We start from the raw sequence: 20,809 nt of genomic DNA, 5'->3' as shown, positions 1-20,809 counted from the left end.
TGATATCACAAAGGAAGAGAAAAAATATAAAAAAAAGACCTTGAGGTCTAACATAAAAGGATGGTGCCGAAGACCGGAGTCGAACCGGTACGATCGGTAAGGATCGCAGGATTTTAAGTCCTGTGCGTCTGCCAATTTCGCCACTTCGGCTTAAGATAAAATGGAGGCGGCACCCAGACTCGAACTGGGGATACGGGTGTTGCAGACCCTTGCCTTACCACTTGGCTATGCCGCCTAAAAAAAATGGAGCGAAAGACGAGATTCGAACTCGCGACCCTCGCCTTGGCAAGGCGATGCTCTACCACTGAGCCACTTTCGCTTAAGATGGTGCCCAAGGGCGGGATCGAACCACCGACACGCGGATTTTCAGTCCGCTGCTCTACCGACTGAGCTACCTGGGCATAAAATGGCGACTCGGAAGGGACTCGAACCCTCGACCTCTAGCGTGACAGGCTAGCATTCTAACCAGCTGAACTACCGAGCCGCATTATTAATATTAATTTTTTTAATGGTGGTCGCAATAGGGCTCGAACCTATGACCCCCTGCTTGTAAGGCAGGTGCTCTCCCAGCTGAGCTATGCGACCATTTTTTTTCAGCACTTTTTCAGTGCTGATTTATTATATAACAATGCAAAGATTATGTCAAGTAAAAATTAACATTTTTTTATTTTATTTTTTCAAAAGTTTTTTCGTCATAATATATAACATTAAAACCCTTTATTTTAGCAGTATTTATGCTTTCTTTATAATTTGATGGAATGGATAAAACACTCTTATTTCCATCTGAAATATATTTTTTATCAGGATTTTTTTTATAATAATCAAAATACCAGTACATATCTTGGTGTTGTCCTTTATTTGCTATGGCTCTGCTTATATAATAAGGATTAAAGTCATTTTTTATTGGGTTTGTAAAATAAGGTTTTTCCGGTGCTGCAAGAACTGCGCTTTCTATATTGTATGAAATGTCTTTATATGTTCCGCTTTTTACAGCTTTTAATCCGTTTTTGTTTGGTTTGTCACCATAGGGATAAGCTAAATAAACAGTCTTGTTTTTATTTGTGTTGTTATAAACCAAATTATTTACTTTTCCTATTTCTTTTGTTATTTCGCTGTTACTTAGTTCATTCATATTATAATGACTATAAGTATGATTTCCTATTTCGTATCCTAATTCTTGTAAAACTCTGAATTTATCCTTATAAGAGCCTTCTGATTTGCTATTATGGTAAGCATCATATTCAAAAGGATTATTTGTTATATATAAAACTCCTCCGCTTCCAAAATCCGGATGTTCTGCTTTAAAATTTTCAAGAATCCCTATAAGTGTATCATCATTTACTACAAGTTTTCCCTCTTTATTTTTTACTAAGGAAAAACAGCTTTTTAATCCATCATCAAAAGTTAGCAAAATAGGGGTTTTCCCAGCAGGAATATCTATATCATTGCTTAAATACTCTTTCATGGAAATTAAAACATATCCGTTTTGATACATATATTCCAAATCTTCCCTAAATTCTTTTTTGCTTCTGTGCCATGGATAGTGATTCTTTTTATCATCTATACTGTGATACATAATAACTAAAATATCACCGGCTTCGTTTGGTTTAATATTTTTATAGTCAATATCTGTCTTTGATACATCCTCTTTTATTTCTACTTCGTTTTGAGTATTTATATAAGCTGAAAATTTATTTATATTAAAAGATACTAACGCGATAATAAAACAAAGAAGTACTAAAATTATAATGTAATACCTTTGTTTTTTTATAAACATATTTAGATTGGTAATCTTTTTTCTAAAATCATCATTATGTTTATTTTTATTTGACAATTGTTTTTACCTCTCTTTTTATTTGTTACATTAAAATATATGTTAAGTAGAAAAAAATATTTTCTAATTTTAAGATGTTTTTTGCTTTTTAACAAGTTATATGTTTTATAACGGCATATATAACCATTATGGTTTATTTGTTGTTTTTATTTTGTTACTTGTTAATAATATTATAACATTAAGTTGTTTTAAATAGAAATAAAAGTAAAATATAAATTATAATATTGACAAAACATAATTACCATGTTAATATAAAAGCGTAAAGACAGGACTATGTTTATAAAGTTGTTTTTACATTTAAGGGTAGACGGTTAAATACTTAAAGTTTAAGGAGGATTTTTATAATGAAACAAAAATATAACCCTTTGATGTTCCAATGTAGTGAAAGTTTAGATATGAGCAAATATATTGTTGCTACATATTATATGAGAGGTAAAGGAAATAATCCTATGGAACTTGACCTTGCCAAATTTGCAGAATCAATAGCTGCAGAACAAGCAACAGGTACATGGATTGATGTTCCTTTTGAAACAGATGACATTGTTGAAAGACATGCTGCAAAAGTTATTGGTATTTATGAAACACCTGCTTATGACAGAGAACTTCCTGACGGAATACAATACAGAGATATGATAGTTAGACTTGCTTTCCCTTGGGAAAACATAGGAACTAACTTCCCAATGATTTTTACAACTGCAATAGGTAATATTTCTGCTGCAAGATTAAAGCTTGTAGACCTTGAATTCCCTAAAGAATATACAGACCATTTCCAAGGCCCAAAATTTGGTATAAAAGGCGTAAGAGAAATTCTTGATATTCCTGAAAGACCACTTACTTGTGCAATGATTAAACCTGATACAGGTTGGACTCCTGAACAAGGTGCAATAATGGCAGGAGATGCTTATGTTGGCGGTATTGACGTAATAAAAGATGATGAACTTCTTGTTGCGGATCCTGCATGGTGCCCTATTGAAAAAAGAGTTAAAGCAATAACAGAAGCAGGTCTAAAAGCTTATGAACAAACAGGTGAAAAACATTTATATACTGTTAACTTAACAGAAGACAGCTTTAAGATTAAAGACCTTGCATACAGAGCTTTAGATGCAGGTGCAAATGCTTTAATGATTAATACATATACAGCAGGTTTCTCAGCTCTTAGAATGTTAGCTGAAGACCCTAATATTCAAGTTCCTATTATGTCACATCCTGACTATGCTGCAGCACAATCTTACTCTCCTGATACAGGTGTTGCCGTAGCATTACTTTGGGGTAAACTTGTAAGACTTGCCGGAGCTGATATGGCAATAACAACAAACTATTATGGTAAGATTCCTGTACTTAGAGATTCATACTTAAGAACTTGTAGAGATCTTAAGATGAAATTCCATAATATTAAAGATTGTCTTCCTGCACCAAGCGGAGGAATGTATCAAGGTGTTGTTCCAGAAACAATTTATGAAGTTGGTACTGATGTTATGATTGCAGCAGGTGGTGCTGTTCATGGACACAGAAACGGTGCTACAGCAGGTGCAAGATCTCTAAGACAAGCAATTGATGCTGCTATGGCTGGTATTCCATTAAGAGAATATGCAAAAGATAAACCGGATCTTCAAATCGCTCTTGATGATTGGGGATGTGGTGAAAAAGAAGATTTATTTGATATGAAAAAATAAACTTTTGAGTTTATAACATAACGTCATGTTTTCCTCTTAAAAAAGAATATAATTATTACCCCCAACTATCGTTGGGGGTTGTTTTTTTATTATTAAAAAAGTATTTTAATTGTCAAGTGAAAAACCTTGACAATGTCTTTTCCTTTTGTTATAATCCTTTAGTCAGTATAAGGAGAGTAGTATGGAAAAATATTTTAAGATGTCGTATTTAATAGATATATATGCATCTCTTCTTACTCAAAAACAGTATAAAGTGCTTGAATATTATTACAGTGATGATATATCACTAAGTGAAATTGCAAGTATTTTGAATATCTCTAGACAAGGTGTTTATGATACTTTAAAAAGGGCAGAAAAAATAATATCTGATTATGATGATAAATTACAGTTATTAAATAAATATGAACAAAACATTAAAATGCTTGAAAAAGCAGAAGCTTTGATTGATAATAAAGAGGCTTTATCTTTAATAGAGAAGGTAAAGGAAAACCTATAAGGAGGTTTCTATGTTTCAGGCTTTAGGTGATAAATTACAAGAAACTTTTAAAAAGTTAAGAGGAAAAGGAAAACTTACAGAAAAAGATATCGATGCAGCTTTAAGAGAAATAAGAATGTCCTTACTTGAAGCTGATGTAAACTATAAAGTAGTAAAAACATTTGCAAAAAATTTAAAAGAAAAATGTATGGGGGAAGAGGTTTTAAAATCTTTGACTCCGGGACAACAAGTTATTAAGATAGTTAACAATGAACTTATCGATTTGCTTGGAGGGGAAAGCAGAGATATAAACTTTTCATCCACTCCTCCGACTGTTATCATGGTTGTCGGGGTACAAGGTAGTGGTAAAACTACAAGTATCGGTAAAATGGGTAACTATTTTAAAAATAAAAAGAATAAAAAAGTTGTGTTTGTAGCTTGTGATATTCATAGAGCCGCAGCGGTAGATCAACTTAAAATTCTTGGTGAAGGTCTTGATATTGAAGTATTTTCACTTGATAGTAAAGATGCAGGAAAGATTGCAAAAAAAGGTGTTGAATATGCAAAAAGTAAAGGCGCCGATATTGTAATCGTGGATACGGCAGGTAGACAACATGTTGACAGTGAAATGATGGAAGAAGCCGTAAAGGTTAAAAAAGTTATTAATCCTGACGAAACACTATTTGTAATAGACTCTTTAATGGGACAACAAGCCGTAGATGCAGCAAAAGCTTTCGATGAAAATCTTGAAATTACAGGTTTCATTCTTTCAAAACTTGACTCTGATGCAAGAGGCGGTGCGGCACTTAGTGTTACTTATATAACAAATAAGCCTATTAAGTTTTCTGCATTTGGTGAAAAAATGGAAGACTTTGAACCTTTCCATCCTGATAGAGTAGCTTCAAGAATTCTTGGTATGGGTGACGTTCTTTCTTTGATAGAAAAAGCGGAAAGCGTATATAATGAAGAAGAAGCTAAGAAGATGGAAGCAAAATTAAGAAAGAACTCTTTTACTTTGGAAGATTTCCTTGATCAAATGGAAAGCATGAGTAAAATGGGTGGAATTGAAAGTATACTATCTATGCTTCCGGGTGCAGGAAAGCTTAAGAATTTATCAATAGATGAAAGAGAGCTTGTAAGACAAAAGGCAATAATACAGTCAATGACAATAAAGGAAAGACAAAATCCAAGTATCATCAATGCCAGCAGAAGAAAGAGAATAGCTGCTGGAAGCGGTACAAAAGTAAGTGATGTAAATAAACTTTTAACGGGATTTGAACAAAGTAAAAAAATGATGAAACAGCTTAATTCAGGTAAGATGAGATTACCTAAGATGAAATTCCCGTTTATGTAACAAGTCAAAAAAGAAATTTAATTTCTTTAATATAAAAATATAATTATTAAAATAAAAGGAGAAAAAACATGGCAGTAAAAATCAGATTAAAAAGAATGGGTTCAAAAAAACAACCATACTACAGAATCGTAGTAGCAGATGAAAGAACAGCAAGAGATGGTAAAAGCATCGACTTAATTGGTAGATATAAACCAGTTGGAGAAAAAAGCATTGAAATTAATGCTGAAAAAGCTCAAGAATGGTTAAACAAAGGTGCTAAACCAACTGATACTGTTGCTAAGTTATTCAAACAAAACGGTATTATAAAATAATAGGAGACCAATATGGTTGAATTAATTGAAACAATTGCAAAAGCTTTGGTTGACAGTCCCGAAGAAGTTTGTGTAAAACAAATTGAAAAGGAACATTTAACAGTAATTAAGCTTAAAGTTGCTAAAGATGACATGGGTAAAGTTATCGGAAAGCAAGGTAGAATTGCGAAAGCAATAAGAAATGTTTTAAAAGCTGCTGCAATAAAAGCTGATAAAAGGGTTGTTTTAGATATTGAAGAATAAAAATAAGAACTCAAACTATTATTGTTTGGGTTCTTATTTATATTCTTTTTTTATCCATTCCATTATTACTTTTACTATGTATTCTTGTTCTTCTTGATTAAGTTGTTTATTTTTTTGTATATGGTGCCATTTATATAAACAATTTCTGCAGCATGTTGCTGTAGCATGCTGAGCGATGAATACAGGGTGGTTTTTAGTTGGTGTTTGTTTTCCATCGTTTTTTATGTACTGTGGTGCTATTCTTTTTTCTATGAAGTCAAAAGCATGGCTTTTAATTGTATTTATACCTTTTTTATCAATATATTCTATATCTTTCTTCTTTAAATGAAAACTGCTTCTAAATTTAGATTTTGATAAAGCATTTAATTTATCTTGAATGTATTTTTCGTTCATTATAAGTTCCTTTTATAATATTTATTAGATATATTTATGTTATACAAGTCATTATATGTTTTGTCAATATTGTAGCTATTTTTTTAATTTATTTATTGGGGGATAAAATTTTATGATATAATAAAAATAATTAAAAGGAGGTACGAAAATGAATTTTAGATTTGGGCATACAAGCATAAGAGTCTTTGATTTAGATAAGAGCTTGGAGTTTTACGTAGGAGCTCTTGGAATGAAGGAAACAAGAAGAAAAGATTATCCTGGAGATTTTTGTTTAGTATTTTTGGAAGATGTTAACAAAACTTGTGAAGTTGAACTAACATATAATTATGATCCTGAAAAACCATATGAAATCGGAAACGGATTTGCTCACCTTGCATTTTATGTTGAAGATTTAGAAGCTGCGCACGATGAACTTGCCAAAAAAGGATACAAGGTAACAGATTTTTACGGATTAAAAGGAAATAAACCAAATTATTTCTTTGTTACAGATCCTGACGGTTATGATATAGAAATTATCAGAGAGAAAAAATAATTTAAAAATTTAAAGAGGTAAATTTTTATTTATCTCTTCTTTTTTTATTATTAATTTGTTGACATAATATTTATATAATAGTATATTGTTAAAAAATATAGTAAACAGTAAATTTTTATATGATATTGTTAGCAATAACTAATGTTTAGAATAAGGAGGGGAGTTATGTTTAACATAAATACAATAATAGGAATTCTAATTCCGTTTTTAGGCACTTCTCTTGGTGCTGGATGTGTTTTTTTATTAAAAAAAGATATGAAGCGAAGTATGCAGAATTTACTTCTTGGGTTTGCCTCAGGAGTTATGGTTGCGGCTTCTGTATGGTCTTTATTAATTCCTTCAATAGATATGTCAGAAAGCTTGGGTAAATTTTCTTTTTTACCTGCAGCAATAGGTTTTATTCTTGGAATACTTTTTCTACTTTTACTTGATAAACTTATTCCGCATATGCACATAGATAATTCTAAAGAGGGGATGGAAAGCAGTCTTAAAAAATCAACAATGCTTGTTCTTGCGGTAACTCTTCATAATATACCTGAAGGAATGGCTGTTGGGGTAGTTTTTAGCGGATTTTTAACAAACAGTGCAGGTATAACTCTTGCAGGTGCAATTGCATTATCAGTAGGTATAGCGATTCAAAATTTTCCGGAAGGGGTTGTTATTTCAATGCCTCTTATAAATGAAGGCGTAAGTAAAAAGAAGGCTTTTTCATATGGAGTATTGTCGGGGATTGTAGAGCCAATAGGTGCGTTTATTACGATTTTATTATCATCATATATAGTATCATTTTTACCGTATTTATTGTCTTTTGCTGCAGGTGCAATGATATATGTTGTTGTTGAAGAGCTTATTCCAGAGTCTTCTATTGGAAGTCACTCCAATTTGGGAACTATAGGTTTTTCTATAGGTTTTTTAATTATGATGATTTTAGACGTTGCTTTAGGTTAATATAACGAGGTATACAAATGAAAAAAAATATTTTTGTATTAAATATAAAAGATATAAATGAAATAACATTAAAGATAAAAAATAAAATTGAAACTATGGATAATGTTATTATTCAAAAAGATTTATATGAGAATAATATTCTAAAAAAAAGTATTAGTTTTGATTTTAATGATTATAATAACTTTAAAAATGAAATTGCTAATAATAAAGATATAACTGTTATTTTTGATACAAATAAATACCGTGATTTTGTTGAGTTAATGTTTGATGATAATTCACTAAATATAACTTTAGATGAAAATAATCTAGTAAATATTTTATTTGGTAAAAATAGTAATTATAAAATAATAGATTTAAGAATTGACGAAAATATAAATATAGATTTTAGCGGTATAAATATTATTAAAAATATTGATAAAAATAATTTCTCTTCTTTAAAAGAAAAACTTTTAAAAAGTTTTAGTGAAAACATAATAATATATGTAATAAAAGAAGATAAAACAGATAAAATAAAATTAAAAGATTTTGATGAATCTTTTACAGAAGAGGTTTTTACATTAGCCATAGATAAGCAGAATTTTACTGATGTAAAAGGAAGTTTTGATGCATTTATGGAACTTATTGATTATCTTAGAAGCGATAAGGGTTGTCCTTGGGATAGAAAACAGACTCATAAGAGTTTAAAGAAACATTTAATAGAAGAGTCTTATGAGGTTCTTGATGCTCTTGATAAGGAAGATATGAATGCCTTAAGCGATGAACTTGGAGATTTACTTATGCAAATAGCTCTTCATAGTCAAATCGCTAAAGAAAGTAAAGAATTTGATTATAAAGATGTAATTTTAAATGTTGCAAGTAAATTAATAAGAAGGCATCCTTATGTGTTTTCAGATACTATTTTAGAAGGTGATGACACTGCTGCTGTTTGGAATAGTGTTAAAAAGGAAGAGAAGTCTTTTGTAAATTTTAGACAGACTTTATTAGATGTTCCAAAAGGTTTTCCGGCACTTTTATATGCGCAAAAAATTCAAAAGAGAGCAGGGGATGCAAATTTTGATTTTGCAGATTATAAAGAAGCTTTAAATAAACTTTATGAAGAAATTGAAGAGTTTAAAAATGAAATAGGGAAAAATGAAGATAACCTATTTATGGAAGCCGGGGATTTGCTTTTTAGTGTAGTAAATGTTTTAAGGCTAATGGGAATAAACTCTGAAGAGGCTCTGAATTCTTCTACAAACAAGTTTATAAGCCGTTTTGTTTTAATGGAAGAACTAATCGAAAAGGATAGTAAAAATATAATGTGTTTGGACCAAGAAAATTTGGAAAAATATTGGGAAATGGCTAAAATACTATTGAAATAAATAATTTTTTTGGTAAAATATAATCTAGAGTTTAAAAGTTGATATATCAACAAAAATTAATTTGGAGGAAAATTTAGAATGAATAAATCAGAATTAGTAAGCGCTTTAAGCGAAAAAACTGGACTTACAAAAAAAGAATGTGATAGCTGTTTAGGAGCATTTATTGAAACTGTAACAGAAACATTAAAAAAAGAAGATAAAGTTTCATTAGTAGGTTTCGGTACTTTTGAAGTAAGAGAAAGAGCTGAAAGAAAAGGTATCAATCCTCAAACTAAAGAACAAATTACTATTCCAGCAAGCAAAGCTCCAGTTTTCAAAGCAGGTAAAGCTTTAAAAGATTCTTTAAACTAATTAAATTTTTTAATATAATAAAATAAAAAGATACCTAATATATAAGGTATTTTTTTATTGTTCTTTATGTTATAATAATTTTACTAAAAAATGGGAGTGATACGATGCCAGAGTACGATGCAATTATACTTAATTTAGACGGCAGTAAAAAGTTTTATGAAATAGGTTCATTTGCTGCATTTATGGAAAGTGATATGAAATTTAAGGCTGTTTGTGCGGGAGGCATGGGAGCCGTAAATGCTGCTTTTTTTTCTATGAAAGATATGGATAAGATTGTTAAATTTTGGACAATGGCAGTTGGAAAGAATTTGTTTAAAGTAAACAATCTTATAGCAGGTTTATATGAACATTCATGGTCTAAGTTATCTAAAAAAAGCTTTGTTAAAGAGTTTACAAAATTTCTATCTACAGATAAAAGATTAAAAGATCTTAAAAAAGCTTTAAGAGAATATATAAATGAAGATGATGTAAGAAATAGCGATATTAAGCTTTTTTTTGATGTAATAGATTTAAACACAATGGAGTTTTCATCTTTAAGTATTGATGATATTCCCAAAGGCCAGCTTCATTCATATATTCTACTTTGTGTATGTTTCCCTGAAATTTCAAATATGGACTCAAATATGGGGGGAATGCAAAATTATAATGGTAATTTAATTGATGTACTTGTGGAAAATGGATACGAAAATATAATATCCACAGAAGAAATGGTAGATAAATCTTCATTGAAAAAAATAACAATAATTAAAAGCAGTGACTTTTTGGAACTTGAGGATAAATACAGTACCGATATAATGAAAGAGCATATAAAAATAGGATATTTGAATACATTAAAAGTTTTAAAAAAGGTCTGTGGAAAATATTATTATATAAATTTTGAAAATGATTCTTCTTATACTTTATTTGAAAAGCATATGGGAGATAGTTTTAATGATAATAAAGATTATTTGATTATGGAGCTTTTAGATTTAGATTCTAACAATAAGAATTTAATAAGAAAAACTCTTTGTGATATGATAAGATTTTCTGAATATAGAAAAGAGAATAATGCTTTAATTTCCTTAATGGAAAATTTATCTAACATATTAGGCATTGAAGAAAAAGAAAAATATACCTTTACGAAGTTAAAAAATGAAATTGAAAAAATATATAAACACGAAGTTAATTCTCATTTAAGAAAAATTGAAGATAAGAACTATTTATCAAAAATGATAAATAGTAAAGAAGAGATTTTAAGTGTGAATAAAGATAATTTCTTGGATTATTTTTTAGTTCTTGTAAGTGCAAATCCAAGAAATTATGAAAGACTTTATGTTAATATTTTTAATAAAATAAACGATAAAATGAGACTTGGCATTGTAACATTATTATATTTACTATATTAAAAAAAGCAAGGTGGGTACCCCTTGCTTTTATTTTTTTCTTATTGTTTTAAAAAAATCTTTTATTAATGTTTTACATTTATCTTCTTCTATTCCTGCATATACTTCTATTTTCTTAGCTTTATTGTCATTTAAGAGATTATATTTGCTTCCACACGCTCCGTAGTTTATATCCATTGCTCCATATACTACTTTATCTATTTTAGCGTTTATTATAGCTCCTGTGCACATAGGACAGGGCTCTAATGTTGAATATATGGTGCAACCGCTTAAATTATATGTATTAAGTTCTTTGCAAGCCTCTTTAATTGCTATTATTTCTGCATGAGCCGTTGAATCATTTCTCTTTATAACTTCATTGTGGGCTTTTGATATTACTTTATTGTTTTTTACAATAACTGCGCCCACAGGAATGTCATCATTGCTTTTTTTAGCTTCTTCTAAAGCTAGAAGTATATATTCATTCATTAGTGAGATAAAAGTGTCCTTAATTTTTCATTTTTTTCTATTATTAATAATAGAGGAAGTCCTATAACATATAGGCTTATAGCTTGTCCAATGCATACGCTTATAAATCCTGCAATGAATGGAACTGCTGACATTTTGTATAAAACAAAACCAACAAATATACCGTTAAAAAGTATACTTGGAATTCCTACAAGGTATTTGTTTTTTATTTTACTGGCAACCATTCCCGCAAGTAAAGTAGCAAGAGAACCGAAGGCGATATCGATTATTCCAAAAGGACTTGCAAGGTTTGATAAAATGCATCCTACAAATAATCCCGGAACAGCCGATGGTGTAAAGTATACCAATACATTTAGAGCTTCAGATATTCTTACTTGATTTTCTCCAAAAGCAAGTGGAGAGATAAGCATTGTGCATACTGTGTAGATAGCTGCTATTATTGCAGCTTTTGTGATAAATTGAATTTTACTGTTTTGCATAATTGGCTCCTATCCACCACAAAAAAGCTCTTATAAAAAGAGTTCGTGGTATTTGTTATATATAATAACAAGTATAACAGCCTTAGGTACCCCTAAAGGGTATATGAAAAACCATGAAACCACGACGTTTCATATACCAGTAAAAACAAGAGGGAAGTCCCTCTTGTTTTTGCCTCTTATACTAAATGTTATTAACCTTATTATTCTACTGTAACAGATTTAGCCAAGTTTCTTGGTTTATCAACGTCACAGTTTCTTGCAACTGCAAGGTAGTATGCAAGAGTTTGAAGATATACAACTGTAGGTATTACAGTTAAATCATCAATTACATTATCTATATACATTACTTTATTTGCTTCTTTTTCAACATTTGAGTTTTGTTCTTTTGCAAAAGCTACGATATAAGCACCTCTTGCAACAACTTCTTTAATGTTGCTTAACATTTTTTCAAATAAAGCATCTTGAGTACAAAGAGCTATAATAAGAGTTCCTTCTTCAACTAATGCGATAGGTCCGTGTTTTAATTCTCCTGCTTGATAAGCTTCTGAATGAATGTATGAAATTTCTTTCATTTTTAAAGAACCTTCAAGTGATAAGAAGTAATCAAGACCTCTACCAAGGAAGAATACATCGTGTACTTTGAAATGTTCATAAGCTATTTTTTTGATTTCTTCTTCTTTTGCTAGAACATTTTCAACGTTTTTGTCTATTGTCATTAAGCCGTTTGCGATTATTTCAAAATCTTCATCACTTAATTTTCCTGTTAGCTTACCGAATAATAAAGCGATTAAGTACATACTTACAACTTGTGTAGAGTATGCTTTTGTTGAAGCAACGGCAATTTCAGGACCAGCCCATGTATATAATACATCGCTTGCTTCTCTTGAAACAGTACTTCCTACTACGTTTGTTACTGCAAGTACTCTGGCTCCTTGAGCTTTTGCAAGTCTCATTGCTGCAAGAGTATCTGCTGTTTCTCCTGATTGAGAAATTGAAATAAGAAGTGTGTGTTCATCTATAATTGGATTTCTATATCTAAATTCACTTGCTATATCAACTTCAACTGGAATTCTTGCATATTTTTCTATTACATTTTTACCTACGTTTCCTGCATAGTAAGCAGTACCGCAAGCTACAATATAGATTTTGTTGATTTTATCTAAATCTTCTTTTGTTATTGTAATATCATCAAGTTTTACTTCGTGTTTTTCAACGTCAAGTCTTCCTCTTAATGTATCTCTGATAGCTCTTGGTTGTTCGTGGATTTCTTTTAACATGAAATGTTCATATCCGCCTTTTTCTGCACCTGCAGCATCCCAGTTAACTTTTAGAATTTGTTTTCCAACTTTATTTCCTTCATTATCATAAATTGTAATATCATCTTTTGTTATTACGGCAATTTCATCATCATCAAGCAAATATATATCTCTTGTGTATTTTAAAACCGCAGGTATATCACTTGCTATAAAGTTTTCTCCTTCACCTTTACCGATTATTAATGGGCTGTCTTTTCTTACTGCAATAAGTTCTTCTGGATCATCTTTACACATTATTGCAAGAGCATAAGAACCTGAAAGTTTTTTTACTACTTTCTTTACTGTTGAAAGTAAATCGCCATCATCCATATCTTCAAGTAAATGAGCAACAACTTCTGTATCTGTATCTGAAATAAATCTAAAACCTTTTTTTACAAGATCTTCTTTTAATTCAATATAGTTTTCTATAATACCATTGTGTACAATTACAAATTTACCGTTATGACTTGCATGTGGGTGAGAGTTTATGTCTGATGGCTCTCCATGAGTAGCCCATCTTGTGTGACCAATACCTACATGACCGTTAATATCTTTTTCTCCTAAGCTTTCTTTTAAATTATCAAGTCTGCCTTTATGTTTTCTTATTGTAATTTTATCATCTTCAAAAACAGCAATTCCTGCTGAATCATAACCTCTGTATTCAAGCTTTCCAAGTCCTTCAACAAGAATGTCACTGGCTTTTTTGTTTCCTATATAACCTACTATTCCGCACATATTTTAAATAATCTCCTTAAAAATAATTGTTGTGTGATTTTTAAGTTTTAGCTTAAATTTGTCCTTAAAATTACTTTTAAGTTTTGTTAAGCATTAAGGAATAACTTTTAAATCCCAAAGGGTATCCGCCGAAATTTCGATAAACCCTTTACCTCGTCAACCTTAAAATTTTATTTAGGAATTCGGTTCGGGCGCTTTAACTAAAAATTCCTATATATAAACCTCCTTTGTACATTATATCAAAAGAGGAGTAAATATAAAACTAAATTAATTATTTTTTAATATTCAGAAAATTTGCAAATAAAAAAATGCTTAAAAAGCATTTTTATACTGCGATTACAAACGCAATGGCATATTCTTTTTCGTGAGAAATGGATATTTTAAAATCTTCTATGTTATTTTCTTTCATATATTTTTTTGCATTACCTTCTAATTTTATATAAGGACAGTTATCTTCTGTTTTAAGTATTGTTATATCTTTAAAACTTGTTTTATCCATTCCTTTTTTTAATGTTTTCATTATGGCTTCTTTTACGGCAAAATATCCTGATATGCTTTTTGCATCATATTTATTGCTTTTAAAATATTCAATTTCTTCTGTGTTAAATATTTTCTTTAAAAAAGCGTCTTTATAGGGTCTTTTTAATATTTTTCTTATTCTATCAACTTTTACTATATCAACACCATTTGATATTATTTCTTTGTCTATCATACATAATTCCTTTAACTGCAAAAAGACCTCTCTAAGATGAAAGGTCTTAAATAGTCTATATATAATACTAACCTAAAGCATTGACTTTTTTTGCTAATTGAGCTTTTTTTCTGTTTGCAGCATTTTTATGAATAATACCTTTGCTTGCAGCCATGTCAAATTTTTTGCTTGCTAATTTGCATGCTTCATTAGCTTTTTCAACATCATTAGATAAAATAGCTTTTTCAAAATCTTTTTCAACTGTTTTTAAGTTAGTTTTGATAGCTTTATTTCTAAGTCTGCTTTTTTCGTTTGTAATTGCTCTTTTCTTTGCAGATTTAATGTTTGCCACTTGCTACACCTCCACTTTAAATAGTCTCGCGAATGATATTATAGCACCTATATATACCAAATGCAAGCATTTTTTTACTTTCTTTTCATGTTTTCTTATTGTTTATATTTTACATAGCAGGTTGTTCTTTTGCTATTAAAATTTTACCTTTTTTCTTACCTGTTTCAACTACTTTATTTGTATTAAATACTTTTTGATATTCCATAAGACCTTTATCTAAAATGTTAACTGCATTTATTAAGTCTTCTTCTTTTAATACATACGCAATTCTTACTTCATTTACTCCAAGTTCTTTTGTTGAATAAAATTCGCTTGCAGGGCAAAGCATAACTGTTTCGTTGTTATAATCATAATTTTCAAGTAACCATTTTGAGAATTCATGAGCATTTTCAACAGGAAGTTTTGCTATTAAATAAAATGCGCCTGCAGGTTTTTGTACTTGGATACCTTTTATTTTCTTTAATCTTTGATATATTGTATCTCTTCTATGTTTATATTCTTTTATTACACTTTCTATGTATTCTTTGCTTGTATGTTTTAAAACAGCAGCAGCTCCGACTTGGTCGATATAAGGAGCACAAAGTCTTGCTTGTGCAAGTTTTAAAACGTGAGCCATAAATTCTTCATTTTTTGAAGCGATTAGACCTATTCTTGCTCCGCATGCAGAAAATCTTTTTGAAATGCTGTCTATTATTACAACTTTGTCTTCAACGTCTTTTATAGATGAAAAACTTATAAATTTACCGTCGTAAACAAATTCTCTGTAAACTTCATCAACTATTATAAATAAATTATTTTCCTTTGCGATGTCACATAATAATTTTATTTCTTCTTTTGTATAAACTCTTCCTGTTGGGTTTGAAGGATTTGTTATGCAAAATGCTCTTGTTCTATCTGTTATTTTTGATTTTATTTCTTTTTTGCTTGGAAGTCTGAAGTTTTCTTCAGGTCTTGTTGTTATGGAAACCATGTTTATTCCAGCTTGAGTAGCAAAAATATTGTAGTTTGTATAATAAGGTTCAAAAACGATTATTTCATCACCTTCGTTACAAAGAGTTAGGAAAGAAAATAATATAGCTTCGCTTCCTCCGTTTGTAACTATCATGTCTTCTTTTTTCATGTTTGAACCGATTTCTTTGTAATATTCTTCAAATGCTTCCAATAGTTCTGGAATACCTTTTGAGTTTGTATATGATAATATGTTTTCATCAAAGTTTTTTACCGCACTGAAAAATTCCTTTGGTGTAACTATATCAGGTTGCCCAATATTTAATTGATATACATGAGTTCCTTCGTTTGTTCTTTTTTCTTGTATTGGGGCAAATTCTCTTATTGGAGATTGTCCTATTGATGTAACTTTATTTGAAAACATAACTTTCTCCTTTATTTTATTATCTTACTATAAGATATACTATCATAAAATAAAGTATATTTCAAGTATTAATTTTATAAGTAAGGTATTTTTTTATTTATACATTATTATAATATGTAAAAACAGGAAAATGGTTAATTAAATTATGTATTATTTATTGTAAATGTTTTCTATCTTAAAAAAATTAAGTATTTACTCAAAAAAAATTATTTTTATAAGTTATTGAAATAAAATAATTTCATGATATAATGTTAGCAGTTACTAACATTATTTTGTTTGTATTTTTTTTATTTTTGGTATAAAATAGATATATTTAATAATAGAAAGAAGGGTTTTTATGACAAAAGTAAATATAATATCCGGATTTTTAGGAGCCGGTAAAACTACATTTATAAAAAAATTGGTAAGTGAAGTGTTTACGGATGAAAAAGTAATTTTAATAGAAAATGAATTTGGAGAAATTGGGATTGATTCAGGCTTTTTAAAAGATGCCGGAATTGAAATAAAAGAAATGAATTCTGGATGTATTTGTTGTTCTTTGGTAGGGGACTTTAGTAAATCTCTTGAAGAAGTAATTAACACATATTCTCCTGATAGAATTATTATTGAACCTTCAGGTGTAGGTAAACTTTCAGATGTTGAAAAGGCAATTATAGATGTAAAAGATAAACTTGATCTTTCTGTAGACAGTAAAATAACCGTTGTTGACGGAAAGAAAGCAAAAATCTATATGAAGAATTTTGGAGAATTCTTTAATAATCAAGTTGAAAATGCAAATGTTATTGTTTTAAGCAGAACTCAACTTATGAAAGAAGAAAAGATAAATGAATGTTTTGAAGAATTAAAGAAACATAATGATAAAGCAAATATTATTACAACTCCTTGGGATGAGCTAAATAAGGAAGTAATACTTGATGCATTTACAAATTTTGATAAAGAAAATAAAATGCTTGAAGAATTAAAAAGAGAAGAAATGGAAAGTCATGAACATCATCACCATCATGAACACTGCGAATGTGGGCATGACCATGAACACCATCACCACCACGAACACTGTGAATGTGGACATGACCATGAACACCATCACCACCATCATGAACACTGTGAATGTGGACACGACCATGAACACCATCACCACCATGAACACTGTGGATGTGGACATGATCACCATGGACATGATGCAGATGAAGTTTTTGAAAGCTTTGGGATGGAAACAATTCATAAGTTTACAAAAGATCAGTTAAATGATATTTTGGAAGACTTAGCAGAAGGAAGTAGTTATGGGGTTATTTTAAGAGCTAAAGGTGTTGTAAGCGGAGAAGATGAAAGCTGGTATGAATTTGATTTAGTTCCGGGTGAATACGAAATTAGAGAAAGAAATGCCGATTATATAGGTAAAGTTTGTGTAATTGGTTCAAACTTATTTAAAGATAAATTAGAAAAAATATTTAAATAACAGAGGTGATATTATGGTAACACCGGTTTTTGTTATATCGGGTTTATTAGACAGCGGTAAAACAACTTTAATAAAGAATATGTTTAGAAGTCCTGATTTTAGAAATAACGGACCTACTCTTCTTATTATGTGTGAAGATGGGGAAGAAGAGTTTGAAAGAGATTTTTTAAGTGAATGTCAAATAACAAAAGTAACCATTGATGATATAGAGAAATTTACTCCAACACTTCTTCAAAATTATGAAGCATTATATAGACCAAATCAAGTTGTTATGGAATACAACGGAACATGGAGTATGGATACGCTTCTTAAAACAGATTTTCCTGAAAATTGGCAGATTGCAAGCGTATATTCTTTGGTTAACTGTGAAACAGCAGAAATATATATGCTTAATATGAGAGCAATGTTTATGGAGCCTCTTAATCTATCGAGTCTTATAATATGTAACAGGTATGAAGATGATTTAGACAGAGCAAAGCTTAGAAGAAATATTAAAGCTTTAAATCCAACAGTTCAAATTGTATTTGAAAGAAGTGATGGAAGCGTTGTTGAAGAGACTGAAGAGGATTTACCTTTTGATATAAATGCTGATATTATAGACGTAAGTGATGTAGATTATGGTGTATGGTTTATTGATACACTTGATAATCCTGGGCATTATATGGGCAAAAAGGTAAGGTTTAAAGCTCAGGTTTATACTGATAAGAGTTTAGGCAGAAATACGTTTGTTCCTGGGAGATTTGCAATGACTTGCTGCGCTGATGATATACAATTTTTGGGACATGAATGTAAGTATTTTTTGAAAAACTTCAGTTATAAAAATAGAGACTGGGTTGAGGTACTTGTGCATGTTGAGTATGAATTTAATGTTGAATACGGCGAAGATGTTCCTGTGTTATATCTTGAAAGTATAAAAAAAGCAGCTAAACCCGAAGATGAGATTGTATATTTTATGTAGTGTTGAAAGATATATGTTTTCATATATCTTCTTTTTTATTTCTTAAAAATTGTTAAATAAAAGTTAAAAATATTGTGTTATTTGTCAAATGCATATATAATTTAATTATGCTAAAAGGAGAGGATGTATGGAAAAAAGAAAAAGAGTCGTAAAAGTAAAAAAAACGATGAGAAGACCAAAAAAGAAAAAAGTAAATAAAGATAATAATATAAATCTTATGGATAATAATCTTTTTGAAGATGAAAAAGTACTTTCTAACATTGCAGTTGATGAAGGAACAAAAGAAAATATTGATATCAAAGATGATGTGCTTTTTGAAGATGTAGATGTAAAAACAGAGGATTTTTCTAATACAAAAGAAAATCAATTTGATGATGTAAAACAAAGTAAAAAAGATGTTGTTTTAAATAACAAAAATAGCAAAACTAAGAAAAATAATAAAAAAGCAAGCAAGAAGAAATATATACTTGGAGGAATAGGGGCATTTGTTTTAATATGTATTGCAGCTATTATTGTAAGTTATAACGTTTTATTAGGAGCTGTTGATTCTTCAAATACAAATAAAATGGATGTTACAATAGAAGAAGGTTCATCTCTTTCAGGTATTTCTCAAACGCTTAAAGATAAAGATTTAATAAGAAGTGAATTTGCATTTAAAGTTTATGTTAAGTTAACAGGAAAATCAAATGACTTAAAAGCCGGATATTATTCTTTCTCTCAAAGTCAATCTGCGGGCGAAATTGTTTCTATAATGATGGAAGGCAGTAACAGTGATACAGCGACTGTTACAATAAAAGAAGGTTTAGACCTTAACAGAATTGGTGATACTTTAGAAGAGCAAGGAATATTTACAAAAGAAGAATTTTTAAGTGAAATTAAAAATAATGCAGATTATTACAGAGAAAAATATGATTTCTTATCAAGTGTTCCAAAGGATAGGGAATATATTTTGGAAGGATACTTATTTGCGGATACATATAATATCTATGTAAATTCTACACCAAGAGATTTAATAGAAAAAATGCTTGATAGATTCGATCAGGAATATACAGACGAATATAAGAAAAGAACAAAAGAAATGGGTAAAACCATTGATGAAATTGTAACCATGGCATCGGTTGTTGAAAGAGAAACGATACTTGATTCTGAACTTCCGACTGTTGCCGGAGTATTTTATAATAGACTTGAAAAAGGTATGATGCTTCAGTCTTGTGCAACACTACAATATATTTATAAGGACTATCAATTCTCTTTTACAGAATCACAAAAAAATATTGATTCTCCATATAATACATATAAATATGAAGGGCTTCCTGCAGGACCTATATCAAACTTTAGAGCAGCTTCTCTAAAAGCTGCACTTTATCCTGAAGATACCGATTATTTATATTTCTGTACAAAAAATGACGGTACGGGAGCAAGTGCTTTTGCTACTACATATGAAGAACATGAAGCAAATATACAAAAATATAGTGGGAATTGGGAATAGAAAATGATAGATGAAATAACAAAGGAATATTTAGAGGGTCTTCTTCACTTATGTAGTGAAGAAGATGCTCTTTTAGAGTTTAGAAAAGAAGCAAAAGGAAATAATATACCTATTATTACAGAAGATGTTGAAAGGCTTGTAAAAATTATTTTAAAGTCAAGTTCTTCAAAGTCTCTTTTTGAAGTAGGAAGCGCTGTAGGTTATTCTTCCTGTGTGTTTGCAGATACGATGGGTAAAGATAGTTATGTGAAAACTATAGAAAGAGATGAAATAAGATATATCGAAGCTAAAAATAATATAAAGAAATACGGTTTTGAAGATAATATTGATTTATGTCTTGATGATGCAGGAGAAGTATTGAAAAATGAAGAAAAGGTATATGATGTTGTTTTCCTTGATGGAAATAAAGGACATTATATCCATATGCTTGAAGACTGTAAAAGGATATTAAAACCAGGCGGGCTTTTGATATGTGATAATGTTTTATTTAGAGGAATGATTGATAAAAGTAAACCTTTAATCAGAAGAAAAATAACTATTGTAAAAAGGCTTAGAAAGTTTTTAGATGCTATAAGCGAAGATAGTGAATTAACTACTTCTGTTCTTCCTATAGGGGATGGCTTAAGTATAAGTATAAAAAAATAAGTAATTTGTTAA

General features: G+C 29.8%; 22 protein-coding genes and 6 tRNA genes. 14 read left to right on the top strand and 14 right to left on the bottom strand.

The genetic code is table 11. The annotated features are described in order from the left end of the window. Window positions 1-61: 61 nt before the first annotated feature. From M6G78_RS02940 to M6G78_RS02910, 7 genes are all read right to left on the bottom strand, one after another. Window positions 62-150: transfer RNA gene (locus tag M6G78_RS02940), tRNA-Leu, on the bottom strand. 11 nt (window positions 151-161) lie between these two features. After that, a tRNA-Cys gene (locus M6G78_RS02935) sits at window positions 162-235 on the bottom strand. 9 nt (window positions 236-244) lie between these two features. Continuing rightward, window positions 245-319: transfer RNA gene (locus M6G78_RS02930), tRNA-Gly, on the bottom strand. A gap of 6 nt (window positions 320-325) precedes the next feature. Beyond that, window positions 326-401, bottom strand: a tRNA-Phe gene (locus M6G78_RS02925). 6 nt (window positions 402-407) lie between these two features. Continuing rightward, a tRNA-Asp gene (locus M6G78_RS02920) sits at window positions 408-484 on the bottom strand. A 25-nt stretch (window positions 485-509) separates the two neighbouring features. Continuing rightward, window positions 510-585 (bottom strand) — tRNA-Val (locus M6G78_RS02915). 79 nt (window positions 586-664) lie between these two features. After that, on the bottom strand, window positions 665-1,834 hold the full coding sequence (locus tag M6G78_RS02910; protein WP_253229561.1) for a polysaccharide deacetylase family protein: 1,170 nt from the start codon (window positions 1,832-1,834) through the stop codon (window positions 665-667). 344 nt (window positions 1,835-2,178) lie between these two features. Here M6G78_RS02910 and M6G78_RS02905 point away from each other — a divergent pair, with 344 nt between their 5' ends. The 5 genes from M6G78_RS02905 to M6G78_RS02885 all read left to right on the top strand — a co-directional run bounded on the left by M6G78_RS02905 (window position 2,179) and on the right by M6G78_RS02885 (window position 5,890). Next, window positions 2,179-3,507 carry a RuBisCO large subunit C-terminal-like domain-containing protein gene (locus M6G78_RS02905; protein WP_253229560.1) on the top strand — a complete coding sequence of 443 codons (1,329 nt, stop codon included), beginning with the start codon at window positions 2,179-2,181 and terminating at the stop codon, window positions 3,505-3,507. Between the two features lie 181 nt (window positions 3,508-3,688). Continuing rightward, window positions 3,689-4,003, top strand: coding sequence for a YlxM family DNA-binding protein (gene ylxM, locus M6G78_RS02900; protein ID WP_138268650.1), 315 nt, complete (start codon window positions 3,689-3,691; stop codon window positions 4,001-4,003). Window positions 4,004-4,013: 10 nt separating this feature from the next. Further along, entirely contained in the window at window positions 4,014-5,336 is a 1,323-nt protein-coding gene (gene ffh / locus M6G78_RS02895; protein WP_138268651.1) for a signal recognition particle protein, read from the top strand. Between the two features lie 68 nt (window positions 5,337-5,404). Further along, entirely contained in the window at window positions 5,405-5,647 is a 243-nt protein-coding gene (gene rpsP / locus M6G78_RS02890) for a 30S ribosomal protein S16 (protein WP_138268652.1), read from the top strand. Window positions 5,648-5,659: 12 nt separating this feature from the next. After that, window positions 5,660-5,890, top strand: coding sequence for a KH domain-containing protein (locus M6G78_RS02885; protein WP_138268653.1), 231 nt, complete (start codon window positions 5,660-5,662; stop codon window positions 5,888-5,890). A 33-nt stretch (window positions 5,891-5,923) separates the two neighbouring features. On the opposite strand, the gene M6G78_RS02880 is transcribed toward M6G78_RS02885, so the two are convergent. After that, complete coding sequence (locus M6G78_RS02880; RefSeq protein ID WP_253229559.1) at window positions 5,924-6,283, bottom strand: DUF4186 domain-containing protein; 360 nt, start codon at window positions 6,281-6,283, stop codon at window positions 5,924-5,926. 148 nt (window positions 6,284-6,431) lie between these two features. Here M6G78_RS02880 and M6G78_RS02875 point away from each other — a divergent pair, with 148 nt between their 5' ends. The 5 genes from M6G78_RS02875 (at window position 6,432) to M6G78_RS02855 (ending at window position 10,860) form a co-directional block, all read left to right on the top strand. Continuing rightward, on the top strand, window positions 6,432-6,815 hold the full coding sequence (locus M6G78_RS02875; RefSeq protein WP_138268655.1) for a VOC family protein: 384 nt from the start codon (window positions 6,432-6,434) through the stop codon (window positions 6,813-6,815). Window positions 6,816-6,980: 165 nt separating this feature from the next. Further along, window positions 6,981-7,763 (top strand): ZIP family metal transporter, encoded by a 783-nt coding sequence (locus M6G78_RS02870; protein ID WP_207734410.1) that lies wholly within the window; start codon window positions 6,981-6,983, stop codon window positions 7,761-7,763. Between the two features lie 17 nt (window positions 7,764-7,780). Then, on the top strand, window positions 7,781-9,124 hold the full coding sequence (gene mazG, locus M6G78_RS02865) for a nucleoside triphosphate pyrophosphohydrolase (RefSeq protein ID WP_138268656.1): 1,344 nt from the start codon (window positions 7,781-7,783) through the stop codon (window positions 9,122-9,124). 78 nt (window positions 9,125-9,202) lie between these two features. Further along, on the top strand, window positions 9,203-9,475 hold the full coding sequence (locus M6G78_RS02860; protein WP_138268657.1) for an HU family DNA-binding protein: 273 nt from the start codon (window positions 9,203-9,205) through the stop codon (window positions 9,473-9,475). A 104-nt stretch (window positions 9,476-9,579) separates the two neighbouring features. Next, window positions 9,580-10,860, top strand: coding sequence for a hypothetical protein (locus M6G78_RS02855; RefSeq protein WP_138268658.1), 1,281 nt, complete (start codon window positions 9,580-9,582; stop codon window positions 10,858-10,860). A 27-nt stretch (window positions 10,861-10,887) separates the two neighbouring features. Here the strand turns inward: M6G78_RS02855 and M6G78_RS02850 are convergent, their stop codons facing one another. The 6 genes from M6G78_RS02850 to M6G78_RS02825 form a co-directional block, all read right to left on the bottom strand. After that, entirely contained in the window at window positions 10,888-11,325 is a 438-nt protein-coding gene (locus tag M6G78_RS02850; protein WP_138268659.1) for a nucleoside deaminase, read from the bottom strand. Continuing rightward, complete coding sequence (locus M6G78_RS02845) at window positions 11,325-11,804, bottom strand: QueT transporter family protein (RefSeq protein WP_138268660.1); 480 nt, start codon at window positions 11,802-11,804, stop codon at window positions 11,325-11,327. The genes M6G78_RS02850 and M6G78_RS02845 overlap by 1 nt, the downstream gene beginning before the upstream one ends. A 200-nt stretch (window positions 11,805-12,004) precedes the next feature. Further along, entirely contained in the window at window positions 12,005-13,834 is a 1,830-nt protein-coding gene (gene glmS, locus M6G78_RS02840; protein ID WP_138268661.1) for a glutamine--fructose-6-phosphate transaminase (isomerizing), read from the bottom strand. Window positions 13,835-14,159: 325 nt separating this feature from the next. Further along, window positions 14,160-14,567, bottom strand: a complete 408-nt coding sequence (gene acpS / locus M6G78_RS02835; RefSeq protein WP_138268662.1) for a holo-ACP synthase — start codon at window positions 14,565-14,567, stop codon at window positions 14,160-14,162. Between the two features lie 46 nt (window positions 14,568-14,613). Then, window positions 14,614-14,877, bottom strand: a complete 264-nt coding sequence (rpsT, locus tag M6G78_RS02830; RefSeq protein ID WP_138268663.1) for a 30S ribosomal protein S20 — start codon at window positions 14,875-14,877, stop codon at window positions 14,614-14,616. 109 nt (window positions 14,878-14,986) lie between these two features. After that, window positions 14,987-16,249 (bottom strand): pyridoxal phosphate-dependent aminotransferase, encoded by a 1,263-nt coding sequence (locus M6G78_RS02825; protein WP_253229558.1) that lies wholly within the window; start codon window positions 16,247-16,249, stop codon window positions 14,987-14,989. Window positions 16,250-16,586: 337 nt separating this feature from the next. Here M6G78_RS02825 and M6G78_RS02820 point away from each other — a divergent pair, with 337 nt between their 5' ends. The 4 genes from M6G78_RS02820 to M6G78_RS02805 all read left to right on the top strand — a co-directional run bounded on the left by M6G78_RS02820 (window position 16,587) and on the right by M6G78_RS02805 (window position 20,797). Continuing rightward, entirely contained in the window at window positions 16,587-17,705 is a 1,119-nt protein-coding gene (locus tag M6G78_RS02820; RefSeq protein ID WP_253229557.1) for a CobW family GTP-binding protein, read from the top strand. Between the two features lie 13 nt (window positions 17,706-17,718). Continuing rightward, window positions 17,719-18,663 (top strand): GTP-binding protein, encoded by a 945-nt coding sequence (locus M6G78_RS02815; protein WP_253229556.1) that lies wholly within the window; start codon window positions 17,719-17,721, stop codon window positions 18,661-18,663. 127 nt (window positions 18,664-18,790) lie between these two features. Then, a complete protein-coding gene (mltG, locus tag M6G78_RS02810; RefSeq protein ID WP_253229555.1) occupies window positions 18,791-20,152 on the top strand; it encodes an endolytic transglycosylase MltG in 1,362 nt (453 codons plus the stop codon). A 3-nt stretch (window positions 20,153-20,155) separates the two neighbouring features. Then, window positions 20,156-20,797 carry an O-methyltransferase gene (locus tag M6G78_RS02805; protein ID WP_253229554.1) on the top strand — a complete coding sequence of 214 codons (642 nt, stop codon included), beginning with the start codon at window positions 20,156-20,158 and terminating at the stop codon, window positions 20,795-20,797. Window positions 20,798-20,809 lie beyond the last annotated feature (12 nt).

This window comes from Anaerofustis sp. NSJ-163 (assembly GCF_024135845.1).
GTDB lineage: Bacteria > Bacillota > Clostridia > Eubacteriales > Anaerofustaceae > Anaerofustis > Anaerofustis butyriciformans.
Note: the sequence above shows the minus strand (reverse complement) of the source record. Positions and strands in the feature narration are given on the sequence as shown.

What these genes read in the sequence shown, in the direction of transcription:
- M6G78_RS02905 (WP_253229560.1), top strand. Translation starts at nt 2,179, where the DNA reads ATGAAACAAAAATATAACCCTTTGATGTTCCAATGTAGTGAAAGTTTA.
- ylxM (WP_138268650.1), top strand. Translation starts at nt 3,689, where the DNA reads ATGGAAAAATATTTTAAGATGTCGTATTTAATAGATATATATGCATCT.
- ffh (WP_138268651.1), top strand. Translation starts at nt 4,014, where the DNA reads ATGTTTCAGGCTTTAGGTGATAAATTACAAGAAACTTTTAAAAAGTTA.
- rpsP (WP_138268652.1), top strand. Translation starts at nt 5,405, where the DNA reads ATGGCAGTAAAAATCAGATTAAAAAGAATGGGTTCAAAAAAACAACCA.
- M6G78_RS02885 (WP_138268653.1), top strand. Translation starts at nt 5,660, where the DNA reads ATGGTTGAATTAATTGAAACAATTGCAAAAGCTTTGGTTGACAGTCCC.
- M6G78_RS02880 (WP_253229559.1), bottom strand. Translation starts at nt 6,283, where the DNA reads ATGAACGAAAAATACATTCAAGATAAATTAAATGCTTTATCAAAATCT.
- M6G78_RS02875 (WP_138268655.1), top strand. Translation starts at nt 6,432, where the DNA reads ATGAATTTTAGATTTGGGCATACAAGCATAAGAGTCTTTGATTTAGAT.
- M6G78_RS02870 (WP_207734410.1), top strand. Translation starts at nt 6,981, where the DNA reads ATGTTTAACATAAATACAATAATAGGAATTCTAATTCCGTTTTTAGGC.
- mazG (WP_138268656.1), top strand. Translation starts at nt 7,781, where the DNA reads ATGAAAAAAAATATTTTTGTATTAAATATAAAAGATATAAATGAAATA.
- M6G78_RS02860 (WP_138268657.1), top strand. Translation starts at nt 9,203, where the DNA reads ATGAATAAATCAGAATTAGTAAGCGCTTTAAGCGAAAAAACTGGACTT.
- M6G78_RS02855 (WP_138268658.1), top strand. Translation starts at nt 9,580, where the DNA reads ATGCCAGAGTACGATGCAATTATACTTAATTTAGACGGCAGTAAAAAG.
- M6G78_RS02850 (WP_138268659.1), bottom strand. Translation starts at nt 11,325, where the DNA reads ATGAATGAATATATACTTCTAGCTTTAGAAGAAGCTAAAAAAAGCAAT.
- M6G78_RS02845 (WP_138268660.1), bottom strand. Translation starts at nt 11,804, where the DNA reads ATGCAAAACAGTAAAATTCAATTTATCACAAAAGCTGCAATAATAGCA.
- glmS (WP_138268661.1), bottom strand. Translation starts at nt 13,834, where the DNA reads ATGTGCGGAATAGTAGGTTATATAGGAAACAAAAAAGCCAGTGACATT.
- M6G78_RS02825 (WP_253229558.1), bottom strand. Translation starts at nt 16,249, where the DNA reads ATGTTTTCAAATAAAGTTACATCAATAGGACAATCTCCAATAAGAGAA.
- M6G78_RS02820 (WP_253229557.1), top strand. Translation starts at nt 16,587, where the DNA reads ATGACAAAAGTAAATATAATATCCGGATTTTTAGGAGCCGGTAAAACT.
- M6G78_RS02815 (WP_253229556.1), top strand. Translation starts at nt 17,719, where the DNA reads ATGGTAACACCGGTTTTTGTTATATCGGGTTTATTAGACAGCGGTAAA.
- mltG (WP_253229555.1), top strand. Translation starts at nt 18,791, where the DNA reads ATGGAAAAAAGAAAAAGAGTCGTAAAAGTAAAAAAAACGATGAGAAGA.
- M6G78_RS02805 (WP_253229554.1), top strand. Translation starts at nt 20,156, where the DNA reads ATGATAGATGAAATAACAAAGGAATATTTAGAGGGTCTTCTTCACTTA.